Source organism: Streptomyces sp. NPDC037271, from assembly GCF_055603605.1.
This window is the reverse complement of the sequence record NZ_JBVJVN010000004.1, coordinates 117,996-142,015: the sequence shown is the minus strand read 5'-3', so window position 1 is coordinate 142,015 and position 24,020 is coordinate 117,996. Positions and strand designations below refer to the sequence as shown.

Below are 24,020 nucleotides of genomic sequence, written 5' to 3'. Positions count from 1 at the left end.
CGATTCCGTACCGGAGCCCGCCGACGGTTCCGTACCGGGGCCCGCCAGTCCGGCGCTCGGACGGGGACCGGTGGCGAAGCAGGGGCGGGAGCCCGCACCCGACGACCGGCTCGCACCGGTACCGGGCGGCGCGTCCGCGGAGCACGGCGACTCCGTACGGAACGACACCCTCGCCGCAGCGGACCGGCGCCCGGCCCCGCACGGCGCAGCCGTACCGCAGGCAGCAGACTCCCCAGAGCACCCAGAGCACCCAGAGCACCCAGAGAACCCCGGGCACCCGGAGTGCCCACAGCACGCGGGGCCCGCAAGGTCCGCGCCCGTGCCGTACGGCGACGCGGCGGCGGGGGTGCGGCCGTGAGCAGGTCCCGTGCCTCCGGTGAGGAACCGGCCACCACCGCGTACGTCGCCCCGCCCGGCGCGCCGGAGCGGTCGGCGCCCGCCGGGAGCGGGCACCGGCCGGGACCCGAGCCCGGGCCCGCCACGCCGGCCCGCACGACACCGGGGCCCGACCGCATCGAGGGCCTCCTCCTCGGACTCGCGGCGGGGGACGCCGCCGGCTGGCCCGCCGCCCGGCACCGGGCCGCCCGGATGCCCGAGTGGACGCGCCGCCTCACCCGCGAGCTGGACACCTTCGCCGAGCAGAACGCGACCACCACCCTCCCCGTCCCCATCGCCCTCAACCAGCCCCCGGAACCGCTCCGCCTCGGCCCCTCCGACGACGCCGAGTGGGCCGCGTTCGCCGCGGAAGCGGTGCTGCGGGCCGGGGACGACAGCGCGCTCGGCGACCTCAGCCGGGAGCGGCGGATGCGGGCCGCGATCGACCTGACCTGGAACGCCGTCGCCAGCGAGGTGGCCGCGGCGGCGGACCGCGCCCCCGAGGTCGAGTCGGCGGTGCTGCCGCTGCGGGCCCGCATCTCGGTACGGGCCGGGCTCGGCAACCTCGCCACCGGCCTGCGCCCGCCCGCCACCGGCCACGACAACCCGCACTACTTCGACGACGCCGCCTGCGTCCGCGCCTGCGTCCTCGCCGTCGCCCACCCCGGCGCCCCGCGGCTCGCCGCCGACCTCGCCGAGTTCGACGCCCGCTACACCCAGGACGGCGACGGCGTGCACGGCGCCCGCGCCATGGCCGCGGCACTGGCCTGCGCCCTCGACGGCGCCGGCGTACGCACCTGTGTGACGGCCGCGCTCGACGAACTTCCCGAGGAGACGGAGATCGGCCGCAACGCCCGTCTGGCCCTGGCCCTGGCGGCGGACGCCGAAAGCACCTTCGCGCTCGTACCGCTGCTGGAGCACAGAATCGTCGACCACGTCTACAGCTACGGCATCGCCGCCGCCGAGACCGTCCCGGTCGCCCTCGCCCTGGCCACCGCCGCCCGGGGCCGCGTCGCGGAGGCCGTACCGGCTGCGGCCTGTCTCTCCAGGGTCGCGGACTCCGCTCCCGCACTGGCCGGCGCCCTCACCGGCGCGCTGGGCGGCGGCACGTCGGTCCCCGCGTCCTGGCGGGAGGCCTGCCGCACGCTCCCCGGCTGCGTACTGCCCCGCCTCACCGGCACCGACCTGGTCGAACTCGCCGGACTCCTGCACGCCACGCAACCGTCCCGGCGAGAACCACGAGAACGCCCGGAAGGCCGCGACAGACACGAAGAGCGCGAAGAACGCGAAGAACGCGAAGAACGCGACACGACATGAGGACGCGACACGACATGAGGACATCCGGAACAGCGGAAAGCGGCACGCCGTCCCTGGAGGAGCGTGTCACCGGCGCCCTCGTCGGCGCGGCCGTCGGCGACGCGCTCGGCGGCCCGGTCGAGGGCTACTCCCCCGAGCAGATCCTCGAACGCCACGGCGGCCGCGTCCACGGCGTCGTCGGCCCCTGGAACGGCGACGCCTGGCGCACCGCCCGCCCCATCGCCCCGTACCACAAGGGCGATGGACACATCACCGACGACACCCTGATGACCCACGCCCTGGTACGGGTGTACGACACGGTCCGCGACCACCTCGACGCCTACGCGGTCGCCGAGCACCTGGTCCCGGACCTGGTGTCCACCCCGCGCTGGATTCCGGAACTGGAGGCGGAGGCCCTCCCGCTCCAGCGGATCTTCCTGGCGGAGAAGTGGCTGGTGGCGAGGATCCACTACGGCCACGTGGACCCGCGCGAGGCGGGCACCGGCAACATCGTCAACTGCGGTGCCGCGATGTACATGGCCCCGGTCGGCCTGGTCAACGCGGGCAACCCGGCGGGCGCCTACGCCGAGGCGCTGGACGTCGCGGGCGCGCACCAGTCGTCGTACGGCCGGGAGGCGGCCGGTGTCCTCGCGGCGGCGGTGGCCGCGGCCTGCCTGCCCGGGGCGACGCCCGAGTCGGTGGTGGCCGCCTGTCTGTCGCTGGCCAAGGACGGCACCCGGGCGGCGATCGAGGCGGTCTGCGAAGCGGCCTCGCGGTACACGGACTTCGAGTCGGCGCTCGTGCCGCTGCGGGAGGCGGTGGCCCCGTACGACACGGTGGGCGCCGACTACCGCGCGCCCTCGCTCGGTGCCCGGCGCCCGTCCCGGCTGCACGCGATCGAGGAACTGCCCGTCGCCCTCGGCATGCTGCTCGTCTCCCGCGGCGACTACCGGCACGCGGTCCTCGGCGCGGTGAACTACGGCCGGGACTGCGACTCCATCGCCACGATGGCCGGCGCGCTGGCCGGGGCGCTGGGCTCACCGGTCCCGGAGGACTGGGCGAAGACGGTCGCGGAGGCGAGCCGGCTGGACCTGTGGGCGCCGGCGGCGACACTCACCGAGGTCGCGCGGGAGGTCTTCGAGCGCGACGTGACGCGCCGCCGCGCGCACGAGGAGGCGTTCGAGGCGATCGGGGGCGCGGGATGCTCCGACTGACCTGGGTCCAGCCCGAGGACCTGATCGGCCACGAGCTGCGCCAGGCGCGGCTGGACGGCCGCAACCCGTCGGCGGTCGCGGCCCGCTGGCGGGCGGCGGGCGGCTGCGAGGCCCCGTCCCGGGCGGGCGCCTCCGCCCGGCCGGCCTCGCCCTACCTCCGCCTCCTGGCGAAGGACCTCCTGGACGAACTGGCCGACCTGCCGAGTCCGTCGGCCGAGCAGGAACCGACGGACCTCGACCGGATCAAGGCACTGTGCCCCGACTGGCCCGCACCCCGCCCCGCACCCGTGTCCCCCGCCCGCCTGGAAGCCGCCTGGCTCGGCCGGGCGGCCGGCTGCCTGCTGGGCAAACCCGTCGAGAAACTCCCCCTGACCGGCATCCGCCTGCTCGCCCGGGCCGTCGGCAACTGGCCCCCGACCGCCTACTTCACCGCCCGGGGCGTCCCCGCGGACCTCCTCGCCGCCCACCCCTGGAACCGCCGCTCGGCGCCCACGTCCCTGGCCGAGAACATCGACGGAATGCCCGAGGACGACGACCTCAACCACCCCCTCCTGGGCCTGCTGCTCCTGCAACGCCACGGCAGGGCCTTCACCACCGCCGACGTGGCCCGCCTCTGGCTCGACGAACTCCCCGCCGGCCGCGCCTTCACCGCCGAGCGCGTCGCCTACCGCAACCTGCTCTGCGGCCTCGAACCCCCGCACACCGCCCGCCACCGCAACCCGTTCCGCGAGTGGATCGGCGCCCTGATCCGCGCCGACGTGCACGGCTGGACCAACCCGGGCGACCCGGCCGCGGCGGCCGCGCAGGCCCACCGGGACGCGACCCTCACCCACACGGCCAACGGCGTCTACGCGGCGATGTTCGCGGCGGCCGTCATCGCCACCGCCGCGACCGGCGCCCACGACGTCCACGCCTGCTTGCGCGCGGGCCTCGCGGTCGTACCGCCCGGCTCCCGCCTCGCGGCAGCCGTCCGCCACGCCGTCCACCTCGCCGGGACGCACACCGACTTCGACACGGTCGTGGACGCGCTCCACGCCCTCCACTCCCCCACCCACCACTGGGTCCACGCCGTCCCCAACACGGCCCTGATCGCCGCCGCCCTCACCCACGCGGACGGCGACTTCACCGGCTCGGTCTCCCGTGCCGTGTCCGGCGGCTGGGACACCGACTCCAACGGCGCCACCGCCGGCAGCGTCGCCGGCCTGCTCGCCGGTTCCCCCGCCGCCCTGCCCGAGCACTGGACGGCCCCGCTGAAGAACCGCCTGGCCACCTCGGTCGGCGGCTTCGACGGCACCGGCTTCGACACCCTCGCCCACCTCACCCACCGGGAGGCCACCCGCCCATGCCCCAGCCCCTCGTGACCTCTGCCCCCGCCTCCCCCGCTCCCCCGGCCTCCCCGCTGGCCGGTCTGCGCGTCCTCGACCTCGCCACCCTCTTCGCGGGCCCGCTCGCCGCTACCATGCTCGGCGACTTCGGCGCCGAGGTCGTCAAGGTCGAACACCCCGACCGGCCCGACCCCTCCCGGGGCCACGGCCCCTCCAAGGACGGCATCGGCCTGTGGTGGAAACTGCTGGGCCGCAACAAGCGCACGATCACCCTGAACCTGTCCAGGCCCGCCGGCCGCACCACCCTCCTCCGCCTCGCCGCGACCGCGGACGTCGTCATCGAGAACTTCCGGCCGGGCACCCTGGAGAAGTGGGACCTGGGCTGGGACGAGCTGTCCGCCGTCAACCCCCGCCTGGTCCTCACCCGCGTCACCGGCTTCGGCCAGTTCGGCCCGTACGCGCGCCGCCCCGGGTTCGGCACGCTCGCCGAGGCCATGAGCGGCTTCGCCGCGATGACCGGCGAGCCGGACGCCCCGCCTACGCTGCCGCCGTTCGGCCTCGCCGACTCGATCGCCGCCCTGGCGACGGCGTACGCCGTGATGACCGCGCTGGCCGCCCGCGAGCGCACCGGCGAGGGCCAGGTCGTCGACATGGCGATCATCGAGCCGATCCTGACCGTGCTGGGCCCGCAGCCCACCTGGTACGACCAGCTCGGCCACGTCCAGCCGCGCACCGGCAACCGCTCGCAGAACAACGCCCCGCGCAACACCTACCGCACCGCCGACGGCACCTGGGTCGCCGTCTCCACCTCGGCCCAGTCGGTCGCCGAACGCGTGATGCGCCTGGTGGGGCGCCCGGAGCTGATCGACGAGCCCTGGTTCGCGTCGGGCGCGGACCGGGCCCGGCACGCCGACGTGCTCGACGCGGCGGTCGGCGACTGGATCGCCCGGCACAGCCGCGCCGACGTGCTCGCCGCCTTCGAGAAGGCCGAGGCGGCGGTCGCCCCGGTCCAGGACGTACGGGACGTGATGGCCGACCCGCAGTACCGGGCGCTCGACACCGTCACCACCGTCGACGATCCCGAGCTGGGCCCGCTGCGCATGCAGAACGTCCTCTTCCGGCTCTCCGCGACCCCCGGCGCGATCCGCTGGGCGGGCCGCCCGCACGGCGCCGACACCGAGGAGGTGCTGACCGAGCTGGGCCTCACCCCGGCGGACGTGAAGGAGCTGCGCGAGGAGGGCGTCGTATGACCGCACCCCCGCTGACCTGGTTGTACGCCCCCGGGGACCGGCCCCGGGTGGTCGCCAAGGCGCTGGCCGCCGGGGCCGACGTCGTCGTGGTCGACCTGGAGGACGCGGTCGCCCCGGACCGCAAGGCCTACGCCCGCGAGGCCACCGCCGAGCTGCTCACCGAGCCGCAGCCGGTGCCGGTCCACGTCCGCGTCAACGCCCTGGACGGGCCGCTCGCCGCGGCGGACCTGGCGGCGCTGGCCGCGCTGCCCGGGCTGTCCGGGCTGCGGCTGCCCAAGGTGACGTCCCCCGAGCAGATCACCGGCGTCGCGGCGGCCACCGGCGGGCCCCCGTTGTACGCCCTTCTCGAATCGGCCCTCGGCGTGGAGCGGGCGTACCTCGTCGCCGGCGCCCATCCGTCGCTGCGCGGCATCGCCCTCGGCGAGGCGGACCTCCGCGCCGACCTCGGCGTACGCGGTGACGCCGGGCTGGACTGGTCGCGCTCGCGCGTGGTCGTGGCCGCGCGGGCGGCCGGCCTGGCGCCGCCGGCCCAGACGGTGCATCCGGACACCCGGGACCTCGAGGGCCTGGCGGCGTCCTGCGCCCACGGCCGGGCCCTGGGCTTCCTGGGGCGCGCCGCGATCCACCCGCGTCAGCTGCCGATCATCGAGCGGGCGTACCTGCCCACCGAGCGGGAGCTGGAGGAGGCGGAGACGATCGTCAAGGCGGCCACCGCTCAGCCGGGCGCGCTGGCGCTGCCGGACGGACGGTTCGTCGACGCGGCGGTGGTGGCGACGGCCCGGCGCACCCTGTCGCTGGCCCGGCGGCCCGCCCTGTCCTGACACACGCCGAGGGCGCCCGGAGAGTTCCGGGCGCCCTCGGCGACGTACTGCGGCGGGCCGTCAGCCCTTCTTGGCCGAGTCGGCTCCGTCCTTCACGTCCTTGGCGTCCTTCACGTCCTTCTCGTCGTTCTCGTCGTTCTCGTCGTTCTCGTCGTTCGAGGTGGCGTCCTCGGAACCGGCGTCGGCGGCGTCCTTCGCGTCGTCCCCGGCGTCACCGACGGAGGACTCCGCCCTCGGCTCGACCACGGCCTCCCGTCCCGGCCGCATCCGCGCCGAGAGCACGATGTAGACCACGGCGAGCAGGAAGACGAAGAGCGCGGTCCAGTTGTTCAGCCTGAGGCCCAGGATGTGGTGGGCGTCGTCGACGCGCATGTACTCGATCCAAAACCGGCCCGCGCAGTACGCGGCGACGTACAGCGCGAACGCCCGCCCGTGGCCGAGCTCGAAGCGGCGGCCGGCCCAGATGACGAGCACGGCCACGCCGACGCACCACAGCGACTCGTAGAGGAACGTCGGGTGGTACGTGCCCGGCACCCGGCCGTCGGCCGACGAGGTGATCTCCACGGCCCACGGCAGGTCGGTGGCGCGGCCGTACAGCTCCTGGTTGAACCAGTTGCCCCAGCGGCCGATGGCCTGGGCGAGGGCGATGCCGGGGGCGACGGCGTCGGCGTACGCGGGCATCGGGACGCCCATGCGCCGGGCGCCGATCCAGGCACCCAGCGCGCCGAACGCGATCGCGCCCCAGATGCCGAGACCGCCCTCCCAGATCTTGAAGGCGTCGACCCAGTCACGGCCCTCGCTGAAGTACAGCTGGTAGTCCGTGATCACGTGGTAGAGCCGGCCGCCGATCAGACCGAACGGAACGGCCCAGACCGCGATGTCGGCCACCGTGCCGGGCCGCCCGCCACGGGCGACCCAGCGCTTGTTGCCGAGCCAGACGGCAACGAAGACGCCGATGATGATGCAGAACGCGTAGCCGCGCAGCGGGATGGGACCGAGGTTCAGCACCCCGCGCGACGGGCTGGGAATGAAGGCAAGTTCCATGGCAGGGTCGACGCTACCGTGTCGGACGGGACCCGCGGAGGGCAGCCCGGCTACGGGTCCGTAACGGGCGGGCGGAGTGAGCGCCCTTCCGGACGCTCCGCCGCCGCGCTACTTGTCGGCGTCCCGCACCATCTGCTTCAGCTTCTCCGGTGTCAGGGAGCCGTCCCGGTAGATGTTCTCGCCGTTCAGCAGGACGGTCGGCGTGCCGCCGAAGTCGCCGTCGAGGAAGGCCTTGTTGGACTTCTCCACCCAGCTGTTGTGCGTACCGTTCTCGACGCACTCCTGGAAGAGGGGGGTGTCGAGGCCGTCCACCTTGCGAGCAAGGTCGAGCAGCTTGTCCTCGTCGGCGAAGGCGTCGTCGGACTCCGCCGGCTGGTTGGTGAACAGCACGTCGTGGTACGGCGTGAACTTGCCCGCGTCCTGGGCGCAGGCCGCCGCGTTGGCCGCCTTGCGGGAGCCGGTGCCGCCCACGTTGCCGTCGATGATCGTCGCCAGGTGGTACTCGACCTTGAGCTGCCCGGCTTCGGTGAGCTCGTGGATCGTGTCGCGGTACGCCAGCTCGAAGCCCTTGCAGGCCGGGCAGCGGAAATCCTCCCAGACGGTGAGCGTCGACTTGGCGCTCTCCTTGCCGACGGGGATCGCGAGGCTGTCCTTGCCCTGCGCCCCGGAGGGCGCCACGACCGGACCGGCCGACTCGCTGCCGTCGTCCTTGCCCGCGTTCGCGGCGACCACGCCGATCACCGCCGCGAGCCCCAGGACGCAGACCACGCTCGCGCCGACGATCAGCGCGCGGCGGCGCTTGTCCTTGGACTTCTGCTTCTCCCGCTCGGCCGCCAGCTTCTGACGGGCGGTGCGCTTTCCCTCTCGGTTCTTCTCGCTCACACCCGCAGAACGAACCGGGGAGGCGCAGCGCGCCTCCCCGGTCCCAGGTCCACCCGTACGAGGGACCCGTATGACATACCTGTCGGTCCCGCCCGGCCGGGCGGGGCGACTACGCCTGTCCGCGCACGCCCTTCGCCAGGTCGGCGGCGAGCGTGCGGACGCCCTCCAGGCCGGCCGCGTCGTCGGGGGCGTCGAGCATGCGCTTGACGAACGCCGAGCCGACGATCACGCCGTCGGCGAAGCCCGCCACTTCGGCGGCCTGGGCGGCGTTGGAGACGCCGAGCCCGACGCAGACGGGGATGCCGGTGGTGGCGCGGGTGCGCCGCACCAGGTCCTCGGCCTGCGCGCCGACCGACTCGCGGGTGCCGGTGACGCCCATGAGGGAGGCGGCGTAGACGAAGCCGCTGCCGGCCGCGGTGATCTCGGCGAGCCGCGCGTCCTTGCTGCTGGGCGCGACCACGAAGACGGTGGCGAGCCCGTGCTTCTCGGCGTGCTCCCTCCACAGCGCCGACTCCTGGACGGGCAGGTCGGGCAGGATGCACCCGGCACCGCCCGCCTCGGCCAGCTCGGCGGTGAAGCGCTCGACGCCGTAGCGGTCGATGGGGTTCCAGTACGTCATGACGAGGATCGGCTTGCCGGTGGCCGCGTGGGCCTCCCGGACCGTCCGCATGACGTCGGCGATGCGGACGCCGCCGCGCAGGGCGATGTCGTCGGCGGTCTGGATGACCGGGCCGTCCAGGACGGGGTCGCTGTGCGGCAGACCCACCTCGACGACGTCGGCGCCGCCGTCGAGCGCGGCCTTGATCGCCGCGATGCCGCCGTCCACGGTCGGGAACCCGGCCGGGAGGTAGGCGATGAGGGCGGAGCGGCCCTCGGCCTTCGCCGCGGCGAGGGTGTCGTTCAGCAGCCGCACGTTCCCGCTCACTTGGCGTCCCCCTCGATCTCGGCGGTGCCGGCCTCGTCGGCGGCGACCTCGGCGTCGGTGTCGTACAGCCCGAAGTAGCGGGCGGCGGTGTCCATGTCCTTGTCGCCGCGGCCGGACAGGTTGACGACGATCAGCCCGTCCTCACCCAGCTCCTTGCCGACCTCGATGGCGCCGGCCAGGGCGTGGGCGGACTCGATGGCCGGGATGATGCCCTCGGTGCGCGACAGCAGGCGCAGCGCCCGCATGGCGGCGTCGTCGGTGACCGCGCGGTACTCGCCGCGGCCGGAGTCCTTGAGGTAGGAGTGCTCGGGGCCGATGCCCGGGTAGTCCAGGCCGGCCGAGATGGAGTACGGCTCGGTGATCTGGCCCTCGTCGTCCTGGAGGACGTAGGACCGGGAGCCGTGCAGGATGCCGGGCTCGCCCGCGGTCAGGGTGGCCGCGTGCTCGCCGGTCTCGATGCCGTGTCCGGCGGGCTCGCAGCCGATGAGGCGGACGTCCGCGTCGGGGATGAAGGCGTGGAAGAGACCGATGGCGTTGGAGCCGCCGCCGACGCAGGCGATCGCGGCGTCGGGGAGGCGTCCGGCCTGTTCCAGGATCTGGCGGCGGGCCTCGACGCCGATGACGCGGTGGAAGTCGCGCACCATCGCCGGGAAGGGGTGCGGGCCGGCGACGGTGCCGAAGAGGTAGTGGGTGCGGTCGACGTTGGCGACCCAGTCGCGGAAGGCCTCGTTGATCGCGTCCTTCAGCGTGCGGCTGCCGGACTTCACGGCGATGACCTCGGCGCCGAGCATGCGCATGCGGGCCACGTTGAGGGCCTGGCGCTGCGTGTCGATCTCGCCCATGTAGATCGTGCAGTCGAGGCCGAAGAGCGCGCAGGCCGTCGCCGTCGCCACGCCGTGCTGGCCTGCGCCGGTCTCGGCGATCACGCGGGTCTTGCCCATGCGCTTGGTCAGCAGGGCCTGGCCGAGCACATTGTTGATCTTGTGCGAGCCGGTGTGGTTGAGGTCCTCGCGCTTGAGGAAGACGCGGGCGCCACCGGCTTCCGCGGCGAAACGGGGCACCTCGGTGAGGGACGACGGGCGGCCGGTGTAGTGGACGAGCAGGTCGTCGAGTTCCCGGGCGAACTCGGGGTCGGCCTTGGCCTTGTCGTACTCGACGGCCACCTCGTCGACTGCCGCGACGAGGGCTTCCGGGATGAACTTGCCGCCGAAGGCGCCGAAGTAGCCGTCCAGGGTGGGGACTTGGCCGTCCGGATCGGGGATGAAGAAGTTGCTGGGCATGCGTGAACCTCACGGTAAGTGGTGTTTGGTCACTGGTCGCCGTGGGGCGGGGGCGGTCAGGCCGCTGCGGGCCGTGCGTGGACACTCGCGCACACGCGGCGACGTCGCGGATCAGTGCGGGCCCGCGCCCCTCGCGGGACGCCGGCGCCATCGCATGCCGTTGACCTGCCCGGGTTCGTCACCGATGACGTACCGCACCCGACGGCCGTGCACCCGGCGTGCGGGCGCGCGGCAGCCTCGGGGCCGGCAGCCGCGCGCGAGGCGGGCGTACGGGTCCCGGGCGGCCGGGGTGAGCGGGAGAGTCATCGGGAGCAAACCTATCGGTCTCAGCCCCGGCCGTGGCGCAGTGCCGGATGTTCGCCGGCGGCGACCAGGTCGGCGACGGCGGTCTTGGGGTCCCGGCCGGTGACCAGGGACTCGCCGACCAGGACGGCGTCGGCACCCTCGTTGGCGTAGGCGATGAGGTCGTGCGGGCCGCGGACGCCGGACTCGGCGACCTTGACGATGTGCGCGGGGATCTCGGGGGCGACCCGCTCGAACGTGCCGCGGTCGACCTCGAGCGTCTTCAGGTTGCGCGCGTTGACACCGATGATCTTGGCGCCGGCGTCCACCGCGCGCTCGACCTCGTCCTCGTCGTGCACCTCGACGAGCGGGGTGAGACCGATGGACTCCGCGCGCTCGATCAGCGACTCCAGCGCCGGCTGCTCGAGGGCCGCGACGATCAGCAGCACGAGGTCGGCGCCGTGCGCGCGGGCCTCCCACAGCTGGTACGAGGTGACGATGAAGTCCTTGCGCAGCACGGGGATGTCCACGCGCGCGCGGACCGCCTCCAGGTCGGCCAGTGATCCGCCGAAGCGCCGCTGCTCGGTGAGGACGGAGATGACGGCGGCGCCGCCCGCCTCGTAGTCCGCGGCGAGGCCGGCCGGGTCGGCGATGGCGGCCAGGGCGCCCTTGGACGGGCTGGAGCGCTTGACCTCGCAGATGACCTTGACGCCGTCACCGCGCAGCGCGGACACGCCGTCCTTGGCGGGGCGAGCCTTGGCCGCGCGCTCCTTGAGCTCGTCGAGGCTGACGCGCGTCTGCCGCTCCGCGAGGTCGGCACGGACTCCGTCGATGATCTCGTCGAGCACACTCACGCGAGCGGCCCCCTTTCAGACGGCGAAACCTGTGGTCACTGTGATGATATCCGGAGCATGGCACGGACCTCGCATCCGATTGGCGCCGGTACCTCCCCCAGGCACGAAGGTGCACCCGTCCTGGACGTCCGCCGGGTGGTCAAGGGCGGAGCCAGCCGCCGAATGGCAGGTTCCGGACAACTGTGAAGACCAGTAGCAACGCCCCCAGCGTCCACAGGGGCACCGGGCCGAGGTCGACCCGCACGGGCCGGCCGCGGATCACCCGCACCACCCACACGGTCCACAGCACGGCGAAGCCCAGATAGCCGAGGACGGCAGGCGCGTTGGCGTGCAGCGCGGTCAGCACGTCCCCGTGGACGAACGCGTGGGCACTGCGCAGACCGCCGCAGCCGGGGCAGTGCAGTCCCGTGAAGCGCAGCAGGGGACAGACGGGGTAGTGGCCGGGTTCGCCCGGGTCCACGCGCGCCACGTACGCGAAGGCTCCGACGACGGCCGCGAGCACTCCGGCCGGGACGGCCAGGCCCCGGAGGGCGGGCACGCCCCGTGTCAGGGCCCTGCTCCGCGTCGGCTTCCCGGTTTCGGCGTCCACGCTCCGCATTCTGCACCCGCCGGGCCGTACGCGCACGTGAGGGGCGGTCCCGGCACCTCGTGCCGATCCGCCCCTCAGGAATTACCGCGACCGCCGTGCCCGGTCAGCCCTTGGCGTCGGCCGGCGCACGCTCGCCGGCGACCTGGTGCACGGGGTGGTTCGTCCTCGGCTGGCCGAGGCCCATCATGCGCATGATGCCGCCCACGGCACCGCCGAGGAGCACGACCGCCATGCCGGCCCAGAAGCCCACCGGCTTGGCCGCCACCATGAACACGCCCGCGACGCAGAAACCGATGAAGGCGATGATGACACCCGTCCAGGCGGCCGGGGTGTGACCGTGGCTGCTGCCCGACATTGCTTGCTCCTCGTTGCTGTGTGCCAAGTCTGAGCAGGACGCTCATGCCCATTGTCCCGCACGGGCGCGCGCGGCGTGAGCGGGGGTGCTCCTCCACGCGCGCGTGACGGCGGCCGGACGCCCCGGGCACCCGGGGCGTGCGGGGCGTGTCGACGGGTGCCCGCCTGCGCGCGGGCCGGCCCTCGGGTGTTCAGGCGCCGGTCGGGTCCTCGCCGCGGTCGAGGGCCTTCCAGAGGTCTTCGGGACGGTCCGGGTCGACGGTCTGGGGGGTGCGGCGCGGGCGCGGGGTGCCGTCCCGCTCGTAGCGGCCGGACATGGCGGGCCACAGGCGGCCGTAGCGCAGGGCGAGCAGCCCGGCCAGCAGGAGCAGTGCTCCGCCCAGGGCCGCGACGTACGGCCAGGCGGTGTGGGAGAGGGCGTCCACGGTGGCGGAGGTGTCACCGGCGGCCTTCGCGGCCTTGTCGTCCAGCGCGGAGCTGTCGGAGGCGCCGGCCAGCGCCGCGGCGACGGTGCCCGCGCCGCTCAGCGCGAGCACGGCGGCGACGGCGAACCGGCCCGCGCGGCGGACGGCGAAGACGGCGACGAGCGCGGCGAGGCCCACTATGGCGAGCGCCGCGGGTACACCCGTGACGTCGCTGCCCTTGGCGGTCAGGGGGAACGCGCCGCCGGCCACCGTCGCGGTGCCCTGCGACCACTCCTGCCGGGTGGCGAGCAGGGCGACGGCCGCGCCCAGCGCGCCGCACAGCAGGGCGGCGGCGAGGCTCCGGCGGCCGGCCCGGGCGGGTCCTGCGGCTGGGGTACGGGGGTGAGGAACGGCTGTCACGTACTCCACTATCACCCGAACACCGGGCGAACCGTCACCCGGGGCTCGGATTGACGGACGTGAGAATCGCCCCACCGTCCCGGCCGGCTCGTCCCACCCTCCCCGCCGGATGTCCCCACCGTCCCGCCGGATCTCCCCACCGTCCCGCCGGATCTCCCCACCGTGCCGGGGCCGGACCTCCCCGCCGCCCCGGCCGGATCTCCCGGTCCGCCCTACTGCCCCGACTGCCCCAGCCGGTTGGCCGTGTGCACCGCCCGCAGCACCGCCGCCGCCTTGTTGCGGCACTCGGTGTCCTCGGCGACCGGGTCGGAGTCGGCGACGACGCCGGCGCCGGCCTGCACGTAGGCCGTGCCGTCGCGCAGCAGGGCGGTGCGGATGGCGATGGCGGTGTCGGAGTCGCCGGCGAAGTCGAGGTAGCCGACGCAGCCGCCGTACAGGCCGCGCCGGGACGGTTCGAGTTCGTCGATGATCTGCAGGGCGCGCGGCTTGGGGGCCCCGGAGAGCGTGCCGGCCGGGAAGCAGGAGGTGAGGACGTCGAAGGCGGTGCGGCCCGGGGCGACCCGTCCGGTGACCGTCGAGACGATGTGCATGACGTGCGAGTACCGCTCGACGGACATGAAGTCGACGACCTCGACGGAGCCGGGTTCGCAGACCCGCCCCAGGTCGTTGCGGCCGAGGTCGACGAGCATGAGGTGCTCGGCGCGCTCCTTGGGGTCGGCGAGCAGCTCGTCGGCGAGCGCCTGGTCCTCCTGCGGGGTGGCGCCGCGGGGGCGGGTGCCGGCGATGGGGTGCACCATGGCGCTCCCGTCCTCGACCTTGACCAGGGCCTCGGGGGACGACCCGACGACGTCGAAGCCGTCGAGGCGGAGCAGGTACATGTACGGGGAGGGGTTGGTGGCCCGCAGCACCCGGTACACGTCCAGGGCGCTCGCCGTGCACGGCGTCTCGAACCGCTGCGAGGGCACGACCTGGAAGGCCTCGCCCGCGCGGATGCGCTCCTTGATGTCCTCGACGGCCTCCTGGAAGTCGGGGCCGCCCCACAGCGCGGTGTACTCGGGCAGCTCGGAGGGCGGCAGCGCGGCCGGCGGCTGGGCGACCGCGCGCGTGAGGTCGGCCTCCATGGCGTCCAGGCGGGCGATCGCGTCGGCGTAGGCCTCGTCGACACCCGTTTCGAGGTCGTTGTGGTTGATCGCGTTGGCGATCAGCAGGACGGAGCCCTCCCAGTGGTCCATGACGGCCAGGTCGCTGGTGAGCAGCATGGTCAGCTCGGGGAGCTTCAGGTCGTCGCGCTCCCCCGGGCCGACCTTCTCCAGGCGGCGCACGATGTCGTAGCCGAGGTAGCCGACCATGCCGCCGGTGAAGGGCGGCAGTCCCAGGTCGTGGGCGAGGTCGCGCGGGGTGTGCAGGGCCTCGACGGTGGCGCGCAGGGCGGCCAGCGGGTCGCCGTCGGTGGGGACGCCGACGGGCGGGGCGCCCTGCCAGTGGGCCTGACCGTCCCGCTCGGTGAGGGTGGCGGCGCTGCGGACGCCGACGAAGGAGTAGCGGGACCATTGGAACGCCGTGCGTCCGTTCTCGGCGGACTCCAGCAGGAAGGTGCCGGGGCGTTCGGCGGCGAGCTTGCGGTACAGCGCGACCGGGGTGTCGCCGTCGGCGAGGAGCTTGCGGCTGACCGGGATCACCCGGCGGTCGGCGGCCAGCTTGCGGAAGGTGTCGAGGTCCATGGCGTCCATGGGGGCAGACCCTACTGATCCGCGCCGGGCGCTTCGGAGCCCGCGCCGTCGACGCCGTGCACGCCGTCCGTGCCGTCCGCGAGGAGGACGTCGGCGTCGAAGCAGGTGCGCGCGCCGGTGTGGCAGGCGGCGCCGACCTGGTCGACCTTGACCAGGACGGTGTCGGCGTCGCAGTCCAGGGCGACGGACTTCACCCACTGGAAGTGCCCGGAGGTGTCGCCCTTGACCCAGTACTCCCGGCGGCTGCGCGACCAGTAGGTGCAGCGCCCGGTGGTCAGCGTGCGGTGGAGTGCCTCGTCGTCCATCCAGCCGAGCATCAGCACCTCCCCGGTGTCGTACTGCTGGGCGATGGCGGGCAGGAGGCCGTCGGCGCTGCGCTTGAGGCGGTCGGCGATCTCCGGGGCGAGCGGGCTGGGCCGCCTGGGGGAGCTGCTGGTCATGCGCCCATTGTGCCGCGCGGCGCGGCCGGTCTCCGGCGCTGTCCATTGGGCGGACCCGGCCGGCGGCCGTAGGCTGACTCCATGTCGACTTTCGCCAAGCGTGAACGACTTCTGCTCGCGGACCTGTTGGAGACGGCCGGGCCGGACGCCCCGACCCTGTGCGACGGCTGGCGGACCCGTGACCTCGCCGCGCACGTGGTGGTGCGCGAGCGCCGGCCGGACGCCGCCGGGGGCACCCTGATCAAGCAGCTGGCGTCCCGGCTCGACCGGGTGATGGAGGAGTACGGCGCGAAGCCGTACGAGGAGCTGGTCCAGCTGATCCGCACCGGCCCGCCGCGGTTCTCGCCGTTCCAGCTCAAGCAGGTCGACGAGGCGGCGAACACGGTGGAGTTCTACGTCCACGCCGAGGACGTCCGCCGGGCCCAGCCGGACTGGTCGCCGCGCGAGCTGGACCCGGTCTTCCAGGACGGCCTGTGGTCGCGCCTGGAGCGCACCGCCCGCCTGATGGGCCGCGGCATCCCGACGGGCCTGGTGCTGCGCCGGCCGAACGGCCAGACGACGGTCGCCCACCGCGGTACACCGGTGGTGACCGCGACGGGCGAACCGTCCGAGCTGCTGCTGTTCGCGTACGGCCGGCAGAGCGCCGCGAAGGTGGAGCTGGAGGGCGAGAAGGACGCGATCGCCCGGTTGCACGAGACGAAGCAGCTCGGCATCTGAGCGCGGGGGCCGCTACTTCGGCAGTTCGGCCCGCCGCACGCCGGGCGCGCACAGGGCGACGATCCCGCCGAGTGCGCAGACCGCGCCGCTGACGGCGAAGACCGGTCCGGTGCCCCAGACGCCGATGGCGGTGGCGGACAGCGGCATGCTCAGCGGGGCGATGCCGAGGCTGACGATTCCGCCGACCGCGGTGACGCGCCCCAGGTAGGCGGGTTCGGACTGGGTCTGCAGCAGGGCTCCGCACATGGCGCCGCTGAGCCCTGTGAGCAGTCCGACGACCACGGCGGTGCCGACGGCCACGGGGAGTGCGGGGGCCTGCGCCAGGGCGCCGATCGCGGCCGCGCCGGGGATGATCGCACCGGCGGCGACGCACCCGGCGCGCGGCAGGCGCCCCCGCACGGTCAGCAGCAGGGCGGCGACTGCGGCCCCCGTGCCGAACCCGGCGAGCACCCAGCCCATCCCGGACGCGCCCCAGCCGCGCTCGTCCGCGAGCAGGGTCAGGCCGACGTTGAGGGGGCCGACGAAACCGAGGTCGCCGAGGGCGATGGTCACCATCAGCGGGCCGAGGACGCGGTGCCGGCGGATGTAGCGGAGCCCGGCCACCAGGTCCCGCCAGGCGGTGGTGTCCGGCGCGGGGTCCGTGGCGTTGTCGGGTGGCAGCTCGCGCATCCGTACGGAGATCAGCAGCGGCACCGACACGGCGATCAGCAGCCCGGACAGCGTGAAGGCGGTGGCCGAACCACCGACCGCCACGCCGAGCCCGCCGAGCGGCGCGCCGACGACGGCGGCGAACCGGACGGCGAGGCCGCGCATGCCCTGGACGCGGGCGAGCTGGTCCCTGGCGGTGACGCGGGCGGGGAGCGCCCCCACGGCGGGCATGAACACGGCGTCGACGATGCCGAAGACGACCGCGAGCAGGGCCAGCAGCCACAGCCCGGGGTCGGTCGCGAAGAGCACCGCGGCGACCGCCAGGACCGTGGCGCACCGTACGGCGTCACTGCCGATGACGACCTTGCGCGGCCCGAACCGGTCGGCGACCACCCCGCCACCCAGCATCAGCAGCGCGCGCGGCACCGCGCTGACGGCGGTGACGACGCCGGCCTGCGCGGGGGTGCCGTTCTGCACGGCGGCCCAGGACAGCGCGAGGAAGAAGACGGTGTCCCCGACCATGGAGGCGGTGTAGGCGGCGACCCAGCGCAGGACGTTGGGGTCGCGATGGGCGGGTACGGAGGCGGCGGGTATGCACGTGTCCGTCACGGTCGTGGTCGCCTCAGACACGGAACGGGAACCCGTACACGTGCAGCGCGACGTTCTCGCGCCCTTCGGTGTCGCCGGCTGCTTCGGCGGCCCGGCCCCGCTCGTCGTACTTCTCCGCCAGGGCGAGCAGCTCCGCGCCCAGTTCGCTCAGGTCGGCGGGGGTCAGCCGGAGCAGGGACTCGTTGTCGGGGGCGGCGGAGTTCCACTCGGGGCCCCAGGTGGGGCGTTCGTCGAGGTAGCGGCGATACATGTCGGCGCGCTGCTCGTGGAAGAGCCGGGTGGCGGCGAGGTGGGCGGCCGCCCGCTCGGGGGCGTCGCGGAAGTTCTCGTCGCGGATGCTCACGCCGGTCGAGGAGGGCTGCCACCAGCGCTCCCTGCCGTCCGCGCTCTGGGGTTCGGCCTGCTCGACCAGCCCGTGCTCGGCCAGCTTGCGCAGGTGGTAGCTGACCAGGGAGACGGCCTCGTCCACCTGCTCGGCGAGCTGCGAGGCGGTCGCCGTGCGCGCGACGCACAGCCCTCGGTAGAGCCGCAGGCGCAGGGGGTGCGCCAGGGCTTTGAGGGTGCCCAGGTCGGTGATCGAGTGGTTCTCCTGGCTCGGCATGCCACCACGGTAAGTTACGAAAGGAAAGTTGCGATGCTCGTTGCGCAACTTTCCTTTCGCTTCTCCGGGAGTGCGGCAGGTCTGTCCGCCGCTCCTACCTGACGGGGTGTCCCGCCTCGCGCAGTGCGCTCTTGACCTGCCCGATCCGCAGATCACCGAAGTGGAAGACGGACGCCGCCAGCACCGCGTCCGCGCCCGCCTCGACGGCCGGCGGGAAGTCGGCGAGGCGGCCCGCGCCGCCGGAGGCGATGACGGGGACGGTCACGTGCCCCCGGACCGCCGCGATCATCTCCAGGTCGTAGCCGTCCTTCGTGCCGTCCGCGTCCATCGAGTTGAGCAGGATCTCCCCCGCGCCCAGCTCGGCGGCGCGGTGCGCCCACTCCACCGCGTCGATGCCGGTGCCGCGCCGGCCGCCGTGGGTGGTCACCTCGAAGGTGCCCGCCTCGGTGCGTCGGGCGTCGACCGACAGGACGAGGACCTGGCGGCCGAAGCGCTCGGCGATCTCGCGGATCAGGTCGGGGCGGGCGATGGCGGCCGTGTTCACGCCCACCTTGTCCGCGCCGGCCCGCAGCAGCTTGTCGACGTCGTCGGCGGTGCGCACGCCGCCGCCCACGGTCAGCGGGATGAACACCTGCTCGGCGGTGCGGCGCACCACGTCGTACGTCGTCTCGCGGTTGCCCGACGAGGCGGTGATGTCCAGGAACGTCAGCTCGTCGGCGCCCTCGGTGTCGTACACCTTGGCCATCTCGACGGGGTCGCCCGCGTCGCGCAGGTTCTGGAAGTTGACGCCCTTGACGACCCGGCCGTTGTCCACGTCCAGGCAGGGGATGACTCGGACCGCCAGGGTCATGAATCCACGGCTCCTCGGCTCCTCGAATGCCTTCTACTGTCCTCTGAATGCTTCCAGCTCCACCGACACCAGGACCCGCGAGTCCATGAAGCCCTCCACGACCAGCAGGGTCGTGACCGGGCGTACGGCGTCGAACAGCTCCTTGTGGGCGCGGCCCACCTCGTCGACGTCCCGCGAATGGGCCAGATACACCCGGGTCCGGATCACGGACTCGATGTCCAGTCCGAACTCGCCGATCGCCTCGACCGCGGTGGCGAAGGCCACCTTGGTCTGTTCGTACGGGTCGCCCTCGCCGTACAGCAGGTCGCCCTTGAAGGCGGTGGTGCCCGCCACGATGACTCGATCACCCGCCGCCACGGCACGTGCGAAACCGAAAGAATCTTCCCAGGGACTTCCGCTCTGCACGCGCCGTACGGCTTCGGATGTCATCGCGACACAGCCTCCAAGGCTTGTTCCAGGGTGAACGCCTTCGCGTACAGGGCCTTCCCGACGATGGCGCCCTCGACACCGGCCGGGACGAGACCGGCGATCGCGCGCAGGTCGTCCAGGGACGACACGCCGCCCGACGCCACGACCGGGCGGTCGGTCGCCGCGCAGACGTTCTTCAGGAGCTCCAGGTTGGGGCCCTGGAGGGTGCCGTCCTTGGCGATGTCGGTGACGACGTACCGGGCGCAGCCCTCCTTGTCGAGGCGGGCCAGCGTCTCGTAGAGGTCGCCGCCGTCGCGGGTCCAGCCGCGGCCCCGGAGCGTGGTCCCCCGTACGTCCAGGCCGACCGCGATCTTGTCGCCGTGCTCGGCGATGACCTTGGCGACCCACTCGGGGGTCTCCAGGGCGGCCGTGCCGAGGTTCACGCGGGTGCAGCCGGTGGCGAGCGCCGCGGCGAGGGTGTCGTCGTCACGGATGCCGCCGGACAGCTCCACCTTGATGTCCATGGCCTTCGCGACCTCGGCGATCAGCTCGCGGTTGTCCCCGGTGCCGAACGCGGCGTCCAGGTCGACGAGGTGCAGCCACTCGGCGCCGGAGCTCTGCCAGGCGAGGGCGGCCTGAAGCGGGGAGCCGTAGGAGGTCTCGGTGCCGGACTCGCCGTGCACGAGGCGGACGGCCTGGCCGTCGCGGACGTCGACGGCGGGGAGGAGTTCGAGCTTGCTCATCTCTACAGGGTCTCGATCCAGTTGGTGAGGAGCTGGGCTCCGGCGTCGCCGGACTTCTCGGGGTGGAACTGGGTGGCCCACAGGGCGCCGTTCTCCACGGCCGCCACGAAGGGCTTGCCGTGCGTGGCCCAGGTGACCTTGGGGGCGGCGATCAGCGGGTTGTGCGACTCCTGCGTCCACTCGTGGACGGCGTAGGAGTGCACGAAGTAGAACCGGGCGTCCGCGTCCAGTCCCGCGAAGAGCTGGGAGTCGGCCGGTGCCCCGACCGTGTTCCAGCCCATGTGGGGTACGACGTCGGCCTGGAGCGGTCCGACGGTGCCGGGCCACTCGTCCAGGCCCTCGGCCTCCACGTCGTGCTCGATGCCGCGCGCGAACAGGATCTGCATGCCGACGCAGATGCCCATCACCGGGCGTCCGCCGGCCAGCCGTCGGTCGACGACCCAGTCGCCGCGCGCGGCCCGCAGGCCCTCCATGCAGGCGGCGAAGGCGCCGACGCCGGGAACCAGCAGCCCGTCGGCGTTCATGGCCTTGTCGAAGTCACGGGTGATCTCGACGTCGGCCCCCGCGCGCGCGAGCGCGCGCTCGGCGGAGCGGACGTTGCCGAAGCCGTAGTCGAAGACGACGACCTTCTTGGCGGAGTTCACAGAGGTCAACTCCACACCTCCAGCCTCAGGACGCCCGCGAAGAGACACATCGCGGCGCCGATGGAGAGCAGCACGATCAGGCCCTTGGGCATCTGCTGCTTGGCGAAGGAGATGATGCCGCCGATGAAGAACAGGCCGACGACGATCAGCGCGGTGGACGTACCGTTCATGGGTTACAGCGCGCCCTTCGTGGAGGGCAGGATACCGGCCGCGCGGGGGTCGCGCTCGGAGGCGTAGCGCAGGGCGCGGGCCAGCGCCTTGAACTGGCACTCCACGATGTGGTGCGCGTTGCGCCCGTACGGGACGTGCACGTGCAGCGCGATCTGCGCCTGGGCGACGAAGGACTCCAGGATGTGCCGGGTCATCGTCACGTCGTACTCGCCGATCATCGGCGCCATCTTCTCGGGCTCGGTGTGCACGAGGTAGGGGCGGCCGGACAGGTCGACGGTGACCTGGGCGAGGGACTCGTCCAGCGGGACCGTGCAGTTGCCGAAGCGGTAGATGCCCACCTTGTCGCCGAGGGCCTGCTTGAACGCGGCGCCCAGCGCGAGGGCGGTGTCCTCGATGGTGTGGTGGGAGTCGATGTGCAGGTCGCCGTCGGTCTTCACGGTCAGGTCGAACAGACCGTGCCGGCCGAGCTGGTCGAGCATGTGGTCGTAGAAGCCGACGCCGGTGGCGATGTCGGTCTTGCCGGTGCCGTCGAGGTCGATCTCGACGAGGACCGAGGTCTCCTTGGTGGTGCGTTCCACGCGTCCTACGCGGCTCATGCGCTCTGCTCCTTCTTCAGTTCACGTACCGCGTCGAGGAACGCGTCGTTCTCGGCCGGGGTCCCCGCGGTGACCCGCAGCCATCCCGGCACGCCGTTGTCCCGGACCAGGACGCCCCGGTCGAGGATCTTCCGCCAGACCTCGTGGGCGTCCGCGAACCGTCCGAACTGGACGAAGTTCGCGTCCGACTCGGTCACCTCGTAGCCGGTCGCGACCAGTTCGGCGACCAGCCGGTCCCGTTCGGTCTTCAGCTGCTCGACGTACTTCAGCAGCGTGTCCGTGTGCTCCAGGGCGGCCAGCGCGGTCGCCTGGGTGACGGCGGAGAGGTGGTACGGCAGCCGGACGAGCTGGACGGCGTCGACGACGGCCGGATCGGCGGCGAGGTAGCCCAGGCGCAGTCCGGCCGCGCCGAACGCCTTGGACATGGTGCGGGAGACCACGAGGTGGGGGCGGCCGTCGAGCAGCGACAGCAGGGAGTCGCCGTGGCTGAACTCGATGTACGCCTCGTCCAGGACCACCATGGACGGCCCCGCCGCCTGGGCCGCTTCGTACAGGGCGTGAACGGTCTCCGGCGGGACGGCGGTGCCGGTGGGGTTGTTGGGGGTGGTGATGAACACGACGTCGGGGCGGTGCTCGGCGATGGCCTTCTCGGCCGCCGCGAGGTCGATGGTGAAGTCGTCGTTACGGGGCCCGGAGATCCAGCCGGTGCCGGTGCCGCGGGCGATCAGGCCGTGCATCGAGTACGACGGCTCGAAGCCGATGGCGGTGCGGCCGGGGCCGCCGAAGGTCTGCAGGAGCTGCTGGATGACCTCGTTGGAGCCGTTGGCCGCCCACACGTTCTCGACGCCGACGCGGTACCCGGACGTCCCGGTCAGGTACTCGGCGAGCCTGGTGCGCAGCTCGACCGCGTCCCGGTCCGGGTAGCGGTTGAGGTTCCGGGCGGCCTCGCGGACCCGCTCGGTGATGCGGTCGACCAGCTCCTCGGGGAGCGGGTACGGGTTCTCGTTGGTGTTCAGCCGTACGGGGACGTCGAGCTGGGGCGCGCCGTAGGGGGACTTGCCGCGCAGCTCGTCCCGCACGGGAAGATCGTCGATGCGGATGTCGCTCACTTGCCCTCGGGAACCTTCCAGTCGAACCTCGCCTTGACCGCCGCGCCGTGCGCGGGCAGGTCCTCCGCCTCCGCCAGCGTCACCACGTGGTGCGCGACCTCGGCCAGCGCGTCGCGCGTGTAGTCGACGATGTGGATGCCGCGCAGGAAGGACTGCACGGACAGGCCGGAGGAGTGGCAGGCGCAGCCGCCGGTGGGCAGGACGTGGTTGGACCCGGCGGCGTAGTCGCCGAGCGAGACGGGCGCCCAGGGGCCGACGAAGATCGCGCCCGCGTTGCGCACCCGGCCGGCCACCTCGCTGGCGTCGGCGGTCTGGATCTCCAGGTGCTCGGCGCCGTACGCGTCGACGACCTTCAGCCCCGCGTCGACGCTGTCGACCAGGACGATGGCGGACTGCTCGCCCTTGAGCGCGGGGACGATCCGGTCCTCGATGTGCTTGGTCGCGGCGACCTGCGGCTCCAGTTCCCGCTCCACCGCGTCGGCCAGTTCGGCGGAGTCGGTGACCAGGACGGCCGCCGCGAGCGGGTCGTGCTCGGCCTGGCTGATCAGGTCGGCGGCGACGTGCGCCGGGTCGGCGGTGGCGTCGGCGAGGACGGCGATCTCGGTGGGACCGGCCTCCGCGTCGATGCCGATCTTCCCGGTGAAGTAGCGCTTGGCGGCGGCGACCCAGATGTTGCCGGGGCCGGTGACCATGTTCGCCGGCGGGCAGGACTCCGTGCCGTACGCGAACATCGCGACGGCGGTGGCACCGCCGGCCGCGTACACCTCGTCGACGCCGAGCAGGGCGCAGGCGGCGAGGATGGTCGGGTGGGGCAGGCCGTCGAACTCGGCCTGGGCGGGAGAGGCGAGCGCGATCGACGGGACGCCGGCTTCCTGCGCCGGCACCACGTTCATGATCACCGAGGACGGGTAGACCGAGCGTCCGCCGGGCGCGTACAGGCCCACGCGGTCCACCGGCACCCACTTCTCGGTGACCGTGCCGCCGGGCACGACCTGGGTGGTGTGCGTGGACCGGCGCTGGGCGCGGTGGACGAGGCGGGCGCGGCGGACGGACTCCTCCAGGGCCGCGCGCACGGCCGGGTCCAGCCCTTCGAGGGCACGGGTGAGCGCCTCGGCGGGCACCCGCACCCGGTCCAGCCGCACGCCGTCGAACCGCTCGGCGAAGTCGATCAGCGCCGCGTCGCCCCGATGATGCACGTCCTCGCAGATCGGACGCACCTTCTCCAGGGCGGCCGAGACGTCGAAGTCGGCTCGGGGCAGCAGGTCGCGCAGGGCGGGGCCCTCGGGGAGGGCGTCGCCGCGCAGATCGATTCGGGAGATCACGGAACCAATTCTCTCAGACCCGCGTCGGGCACGGTCCGCGCGTATCAATGGCTGATACAGAACGCGACGGCCGCCGGGCCGTGCGAGGCCTCCGCGCAGTTCGTGCTCACCATGAGT

The 24,020-nt window shown here is 73.4% G+C and carries 27 protein-coding genes; 6 read left to right on the top strand and 21 right to left on the bottom strand.

Going from position 1 to position 24,020, the window contains the following annotated elements; all coding sequences use genetic code 11:
- The first annotated feature begins 354 nt into the window (after positions 1 to 354).
- Genes ACZ7G3_RS10485 through ACZ7G3_RS10465 form a run of 5 tightly spaced genes read left to right on the top strand, consistent with a single transcriptional unit; the run spans position 355 to position 6,281 of the window.
- Positions 355 to 1,692, top strand: a complete 1,338-nt coding sequence (locus ACZ7G3_RS10485) for an ADP-ribosylglycohydrolase family protein (protein ID WP_470924671.1) — start codon at positions 355 to 357, stop codon at positions 1,690 to 1,692.
- A gap of 14 nt (positions 1,693 to 1,706) precedes the next feature.
- A complete protein-coding gene (locus ACZ7G3_RS10480) occupies positions 1,707 to 2,885 on the top strand; it encodes an ADP-ribosylglycohydrolase family protein (RefSeq protein WP_470924669.1) in 1,179 nt (392 codons plus the stop codon).
- Positions 2,873 to 4,246, top strand: a complete 1,374-nt coding sequence (locus ACZ7G3_RS10475; RefSeq protein ID WP_470924667.1) for an ADP-ribosylglycohydrolase family protein — start codon at positions 2,873 to 2,875, stop codon at positions 4,244 to 4,246. Before ACZ7G3_RS10480 ends, ACZ7G3_RS10475 begins: the two co-directional genes overlap by 13 nt.
- Positions 4,228 to 5,460 carry a CaiB/BaiF CoA transferase family protein gene (locus tag ACZ7G3_RS10470; RefSeq protein ID WP_470924665.1) on the top strand — a complete coding sequence of 411 codons (1,233 nt, stop codon included), beginning with the start codon at positions 4,228 to 4,230 and terminating at the stop codon, positions 5,458 to 5,460. Before ACZ7G3_RS10475 ends, ACZ7G3_RS10470 begins: the two co-directional genes overlap by 19 nt.
- A complete protein-coding gene (locus ACZ7G3_RS10465) occupies positions 5,457 to 6,281 on the top strand; it encodes an HpcH/HpaI aldolase/citrate lyase family protein (RefSeq protein WP_470924663.1) in 825 nt (274 codons plus the stop codon). Before ACZ7G3_RS10470 ends, ACZ7G3_RS10465 begins: the two co-directional genes overlap by 4 nt.
- 60 nt (positions 6,282 to 6,341) lie before the next feature.
- Here the strand turns inward: ACZ7G3_RS10465 and lgt are convergent, their stop codons facing one another.
- The 11 genes from lgt to hisI all read right to left on the bottom strand — a co-directional run bounded on the left by lgt (position 6,342) and on the right by hisI (position 15,485).
- Complete coding sequence (lgt, locus tag ACZ7G3_RS10460; protein ID WP_470924661.1) at positions 6,342 to 7,325, bottom strand: prolipoprotein diacylglyceryl transferase; 984 nt, start codon at positions 7,323 to 7,325, stop codon at positions 6,342 to 6,344.
- Between the two features lie 108 nt (positions 7,326 to 7,433).
- Complete coding sequence (locus ACZ7G3_RS10455; protein WP_470924659.1) at positions 7,434 to 8,207, bottom strand: DsbA family protein; 774 nt, start codon at positions 8,205 to 8,207, stop codon at positions 7,434 to 7,436.
- Positions 8,208 to 8,316: 109 nt separating this feature from the next.
- Positions 8,317 to 9,132 (bottom strand): tryptophan synthase subunit alpha, encoded by an 816-nt coding sequence (trpA, locus tag ACZ7G3_RS10450; protein WP_426598341.1) that lies wholly within the window; start codon positions 9,130 to 9,132, stop codon positions 8,317 to 8,319.
- Entirely contained in the window at positions 9,129 to 10,412 is a 1,284-nt protein-coding gene (gene trpB / locus ACZ7G3_RS10445) for a tryptophan synthase subunit beta (protein WP_426598342.1), read from the bottom strand. Before trpB ends, trpA begins: the two co-directional genes overlap by 4 nt.
- A gap of 111 nt (positions 10,413 to 10,523) precedes the next feature.
- Complete coding sequence (gene trpM / locus ACZ7G3_RS10440; RefSeq protein ID WP_426598343.1) at positions 10,524 to 10,718, bottom strand: tryptophan biosynthesis modulator TrpM; 195 nt, start codon at positions 10,716 to 10,718, stop codon at positions 10,524 to 10,526.
- Positions 10,719 to 10,738: 20 nt separating this feature from the next.
- Complete coding sequence (gene trpC / locus ACZ7G3_RS10435) at positions 10,739 to 11,548, bottom strand: indole-3-glycerol phosphate synthase TrpC (protein ID WP_426522888.1); 810 nt, start codon at positions 11,546 to 11,548, stop codon at positions 10,739 to 10,741.
- Between the two features lie 139 nt (positions 11,549 to 11,687).
- Positions 11,688 to 12,146 (bottom strand): DUF2752 domain-containing protein, encoded by a 459-nt coding sequence (locus tag ACZ7G3_RS10430; protein WP_426598344.1) that lies wholly within the window; start codon positions 12,144 to 12,146, stop codon positions 11,688 to 11,690.
- A 94-nt stretch (positions 12,147 to 12,240) separates the two neighbouring features.
- On the bottom strand, positions 12,241 to 12,492 hold the full coding sequence (locus ACZ7G3_RS10425; protein ID WP_426598345.1) for an HGxxPAAW family protein: 252 nt from the start codon (positions 12,490 to 12,492) through the stop codon (positions 12,241 to 12,243).
- Positions 12,493 to 12,682: 190 nt separating this feature from the next.
- On the bottom strand, positions 12,683 to 13,324 hold the full coding sequence (locus ACZ7G3_RS10420; protein WP_426598346.1) for a TIGR02234 family membrane protein: 642 nt from the start codon (positions 13,322 to 13,324) through the stop codon (positions 12,683 to 12,685).
- A gap of 203 nt (positions 13,325 to 13,527) precedes the next feature.
- Complete coding sequence (locus ACZ7G3_RS10415) at positions 13,528 to 15,036, bottom strand: anthranilate synthase component I (protein WP_426598456.1); 1,509 nt, start codon at positions 15,034 to 15,036, stop codon at positions 13,528 to 13,530.
- 20 nt (positions 15,037 to 15,056) lie between these two features.
- Entirely contained in the window at positions 15,057 to 15,485 is a 429-nt protein-coding gene (hisI, locus tag ACZ7G3_RS10410) for a phosphoribosyl-AMP cyclohydrolase (RefSeq protein ID WP_426598347.1), read from the bottom strand.
- Between the two features lie 81 nt (positions 15,486 to 15,566).
- Between hisI and ACZ7G3_RS10405 the strand changes: the two genes are divergently transcribed.
- Positions 15,567 to 16,202 carry a TIGR03085 family metal-binding protein gene (locus ACZ7G3_RS10405; RefSeq protein WP_426598348.1) on the top strand — a complete coding sequence of 212 codons (636 nt, stop codon included), beginning with the start codon at positions 15,567 to 15,569 and terminating at the stop codon, positions 16,200 to 16,202.
- 12 nt (positions 16,203 to 16,214) lie between these two features.
- Here the strand turns inward: ACZ7G3_RS10405 and ACZ7G3_RS10400 are convergent, their stop codons facing one another.
- The 10 genes from ACZ7G3_RS10400 to hisD form a co-directional block, all read right to left on the bottom strand.
- Positions 16,215 to 17,480: an MFS transporter gene (locus ACZ7G3_RS10400; RefSeq protein WP_470924655.1), complete on the bottom strand. Its 1,266-nt coding sequence runs from the start codon at positions 17,478 to 17,480 to the stop codon at positions 16,215 to 16,217.
- Positions 17,473 to 18,060, bottom strand: coding sequence for an ArsR/SmtB family transcription factor (locus ACZ7G3_RS10395; protein ID WP_426598350.1), 588 nt, complete (start codon positions 18,058 to 18,060; stop codon positions 17,473 to 17,475). The genes ACZ7G3_RS10400 and ACZ7G3_RS10395 overlap by 8 nt, the downstream gene beginning before the upstream one ends.
- 94 nt (positions 18,061 to 18,154) lie before the next feature.
- On the bottom strand, positions 18,155 to 18,910 hold the full coding sequence (hisF, locus tag ACZ7G3_RS10390; protein ID WP_470924653.1) for an imidazole glycerol phosphate synthase subunit HisF: 756 nt from the start codon (positions 18,908 to 18,910) through the stop codon (positions 18,155 to 18,157).
- A 33-nt stretch (positions 18,911 to 18,943) separates the two neighbouring features.
- Complete coding sequence (locus ACZ7G3_RS10385) at positions 18,944 to 19,339, bottom strand: RidA family protein (protein ID WP_426598352.1); 396 nt, start codon at positions 19,337 to 19,339, stop codon at positions 18,944 to 18,946.
- Positions 19,336 to 20,061, bottom strand: a complete 726-nt coding sequence (gene priA / locus ACZ7G3_RS10380) for a bifunctional 1-(5-phosphoribosyl)-5-((5-phosphoribosylamino)methylideneamino)imidazole-4-carboxamide isomerase/phosphoribosylanthranilate isomerase PriA (RefSeq protein WP_426598353.1) — start codon at positions 20,059 to 20,061, stop codon at positions 19,336 to 19,338. The genes ACZ7G3_RS10385 and priA overlap by 4 nt, the downstream gene beginning before the upstream one ends.
- A 2-nt stretch (positions 20,062 to 20,063) precedes the next feature.
- Positions 20,064 to 20,705 carry an imidazole glycerol phosphate synthase subunit HisH gene (gene hisH, locus ACZ7G3_RS10375; protein WP_470924950.1) on the bottom strand — a complete coding sequence of 214 codons (642 nt, stop codon included), beginning with the start codon at positions 20,703 to 20,705 and terminating at the stop codon, positions 20,064 to 20,066.
- A 5-nt stretch (positions 20,706 to 20,710) separates the two neighbouring features.
- On the bottom strand, positions 20,711 to 20,875 hold the full coding sequence (locus tag ACZ7G3_RS10370) for a hypothetical protein (protein WP_179350155.1): 165 nt from the start codon (positions 20,873 to 20,875) through the stop codon (positions 20,711 to 20,713).
- A 3-nt stretch (positions 20,876 to 20,878) separates the two neighbouring features.
- The gene (gene hisB / locus ACZ7G3_RS10365) at positions 20,879 to 21,472 is read right to left on the bottom strand and encodes an imidazoleglycerol-phosphate dehydratase HisB (RefSeq protein WP_426598354.1); all 594 of its coding nucleotides are present in this window, start codon (positions 21,470 to 21,472) and stop codon (positions 20,879 to 20,881) included.
- Positions 21,469 to 22,581, bottom strand: a complete 1,113-nt coding sequence (locus ACZ7G3_RS10360; protein ID WP_470924652.1) for a histidinol-phosphate transaminase — start codon at positions 22,579 to 22,581, stop codon at positions 21,469 to 21,471. The genes hisB and ACZ7G3_RS10360 overlap by 4 nt, the downstream gene beginning before the upstream one ends.
- Entirely contained in the window at positions 22,578 to 23,903 is a 1,326-nt protein-coding gene (hisD, locus tag ACZ7G3_RS10355; RefSeq protein ID WP_470924651.1) for a histidinol dehydrogenase, read from the bottom strand. The genes ACZ7G3_RS10360 and hisD overlap by 4 nt, the downstream gene beginning before the upstream one ends.
- Positions 23,904 to 24,020 lie beyond the last annotated feature (117 nt).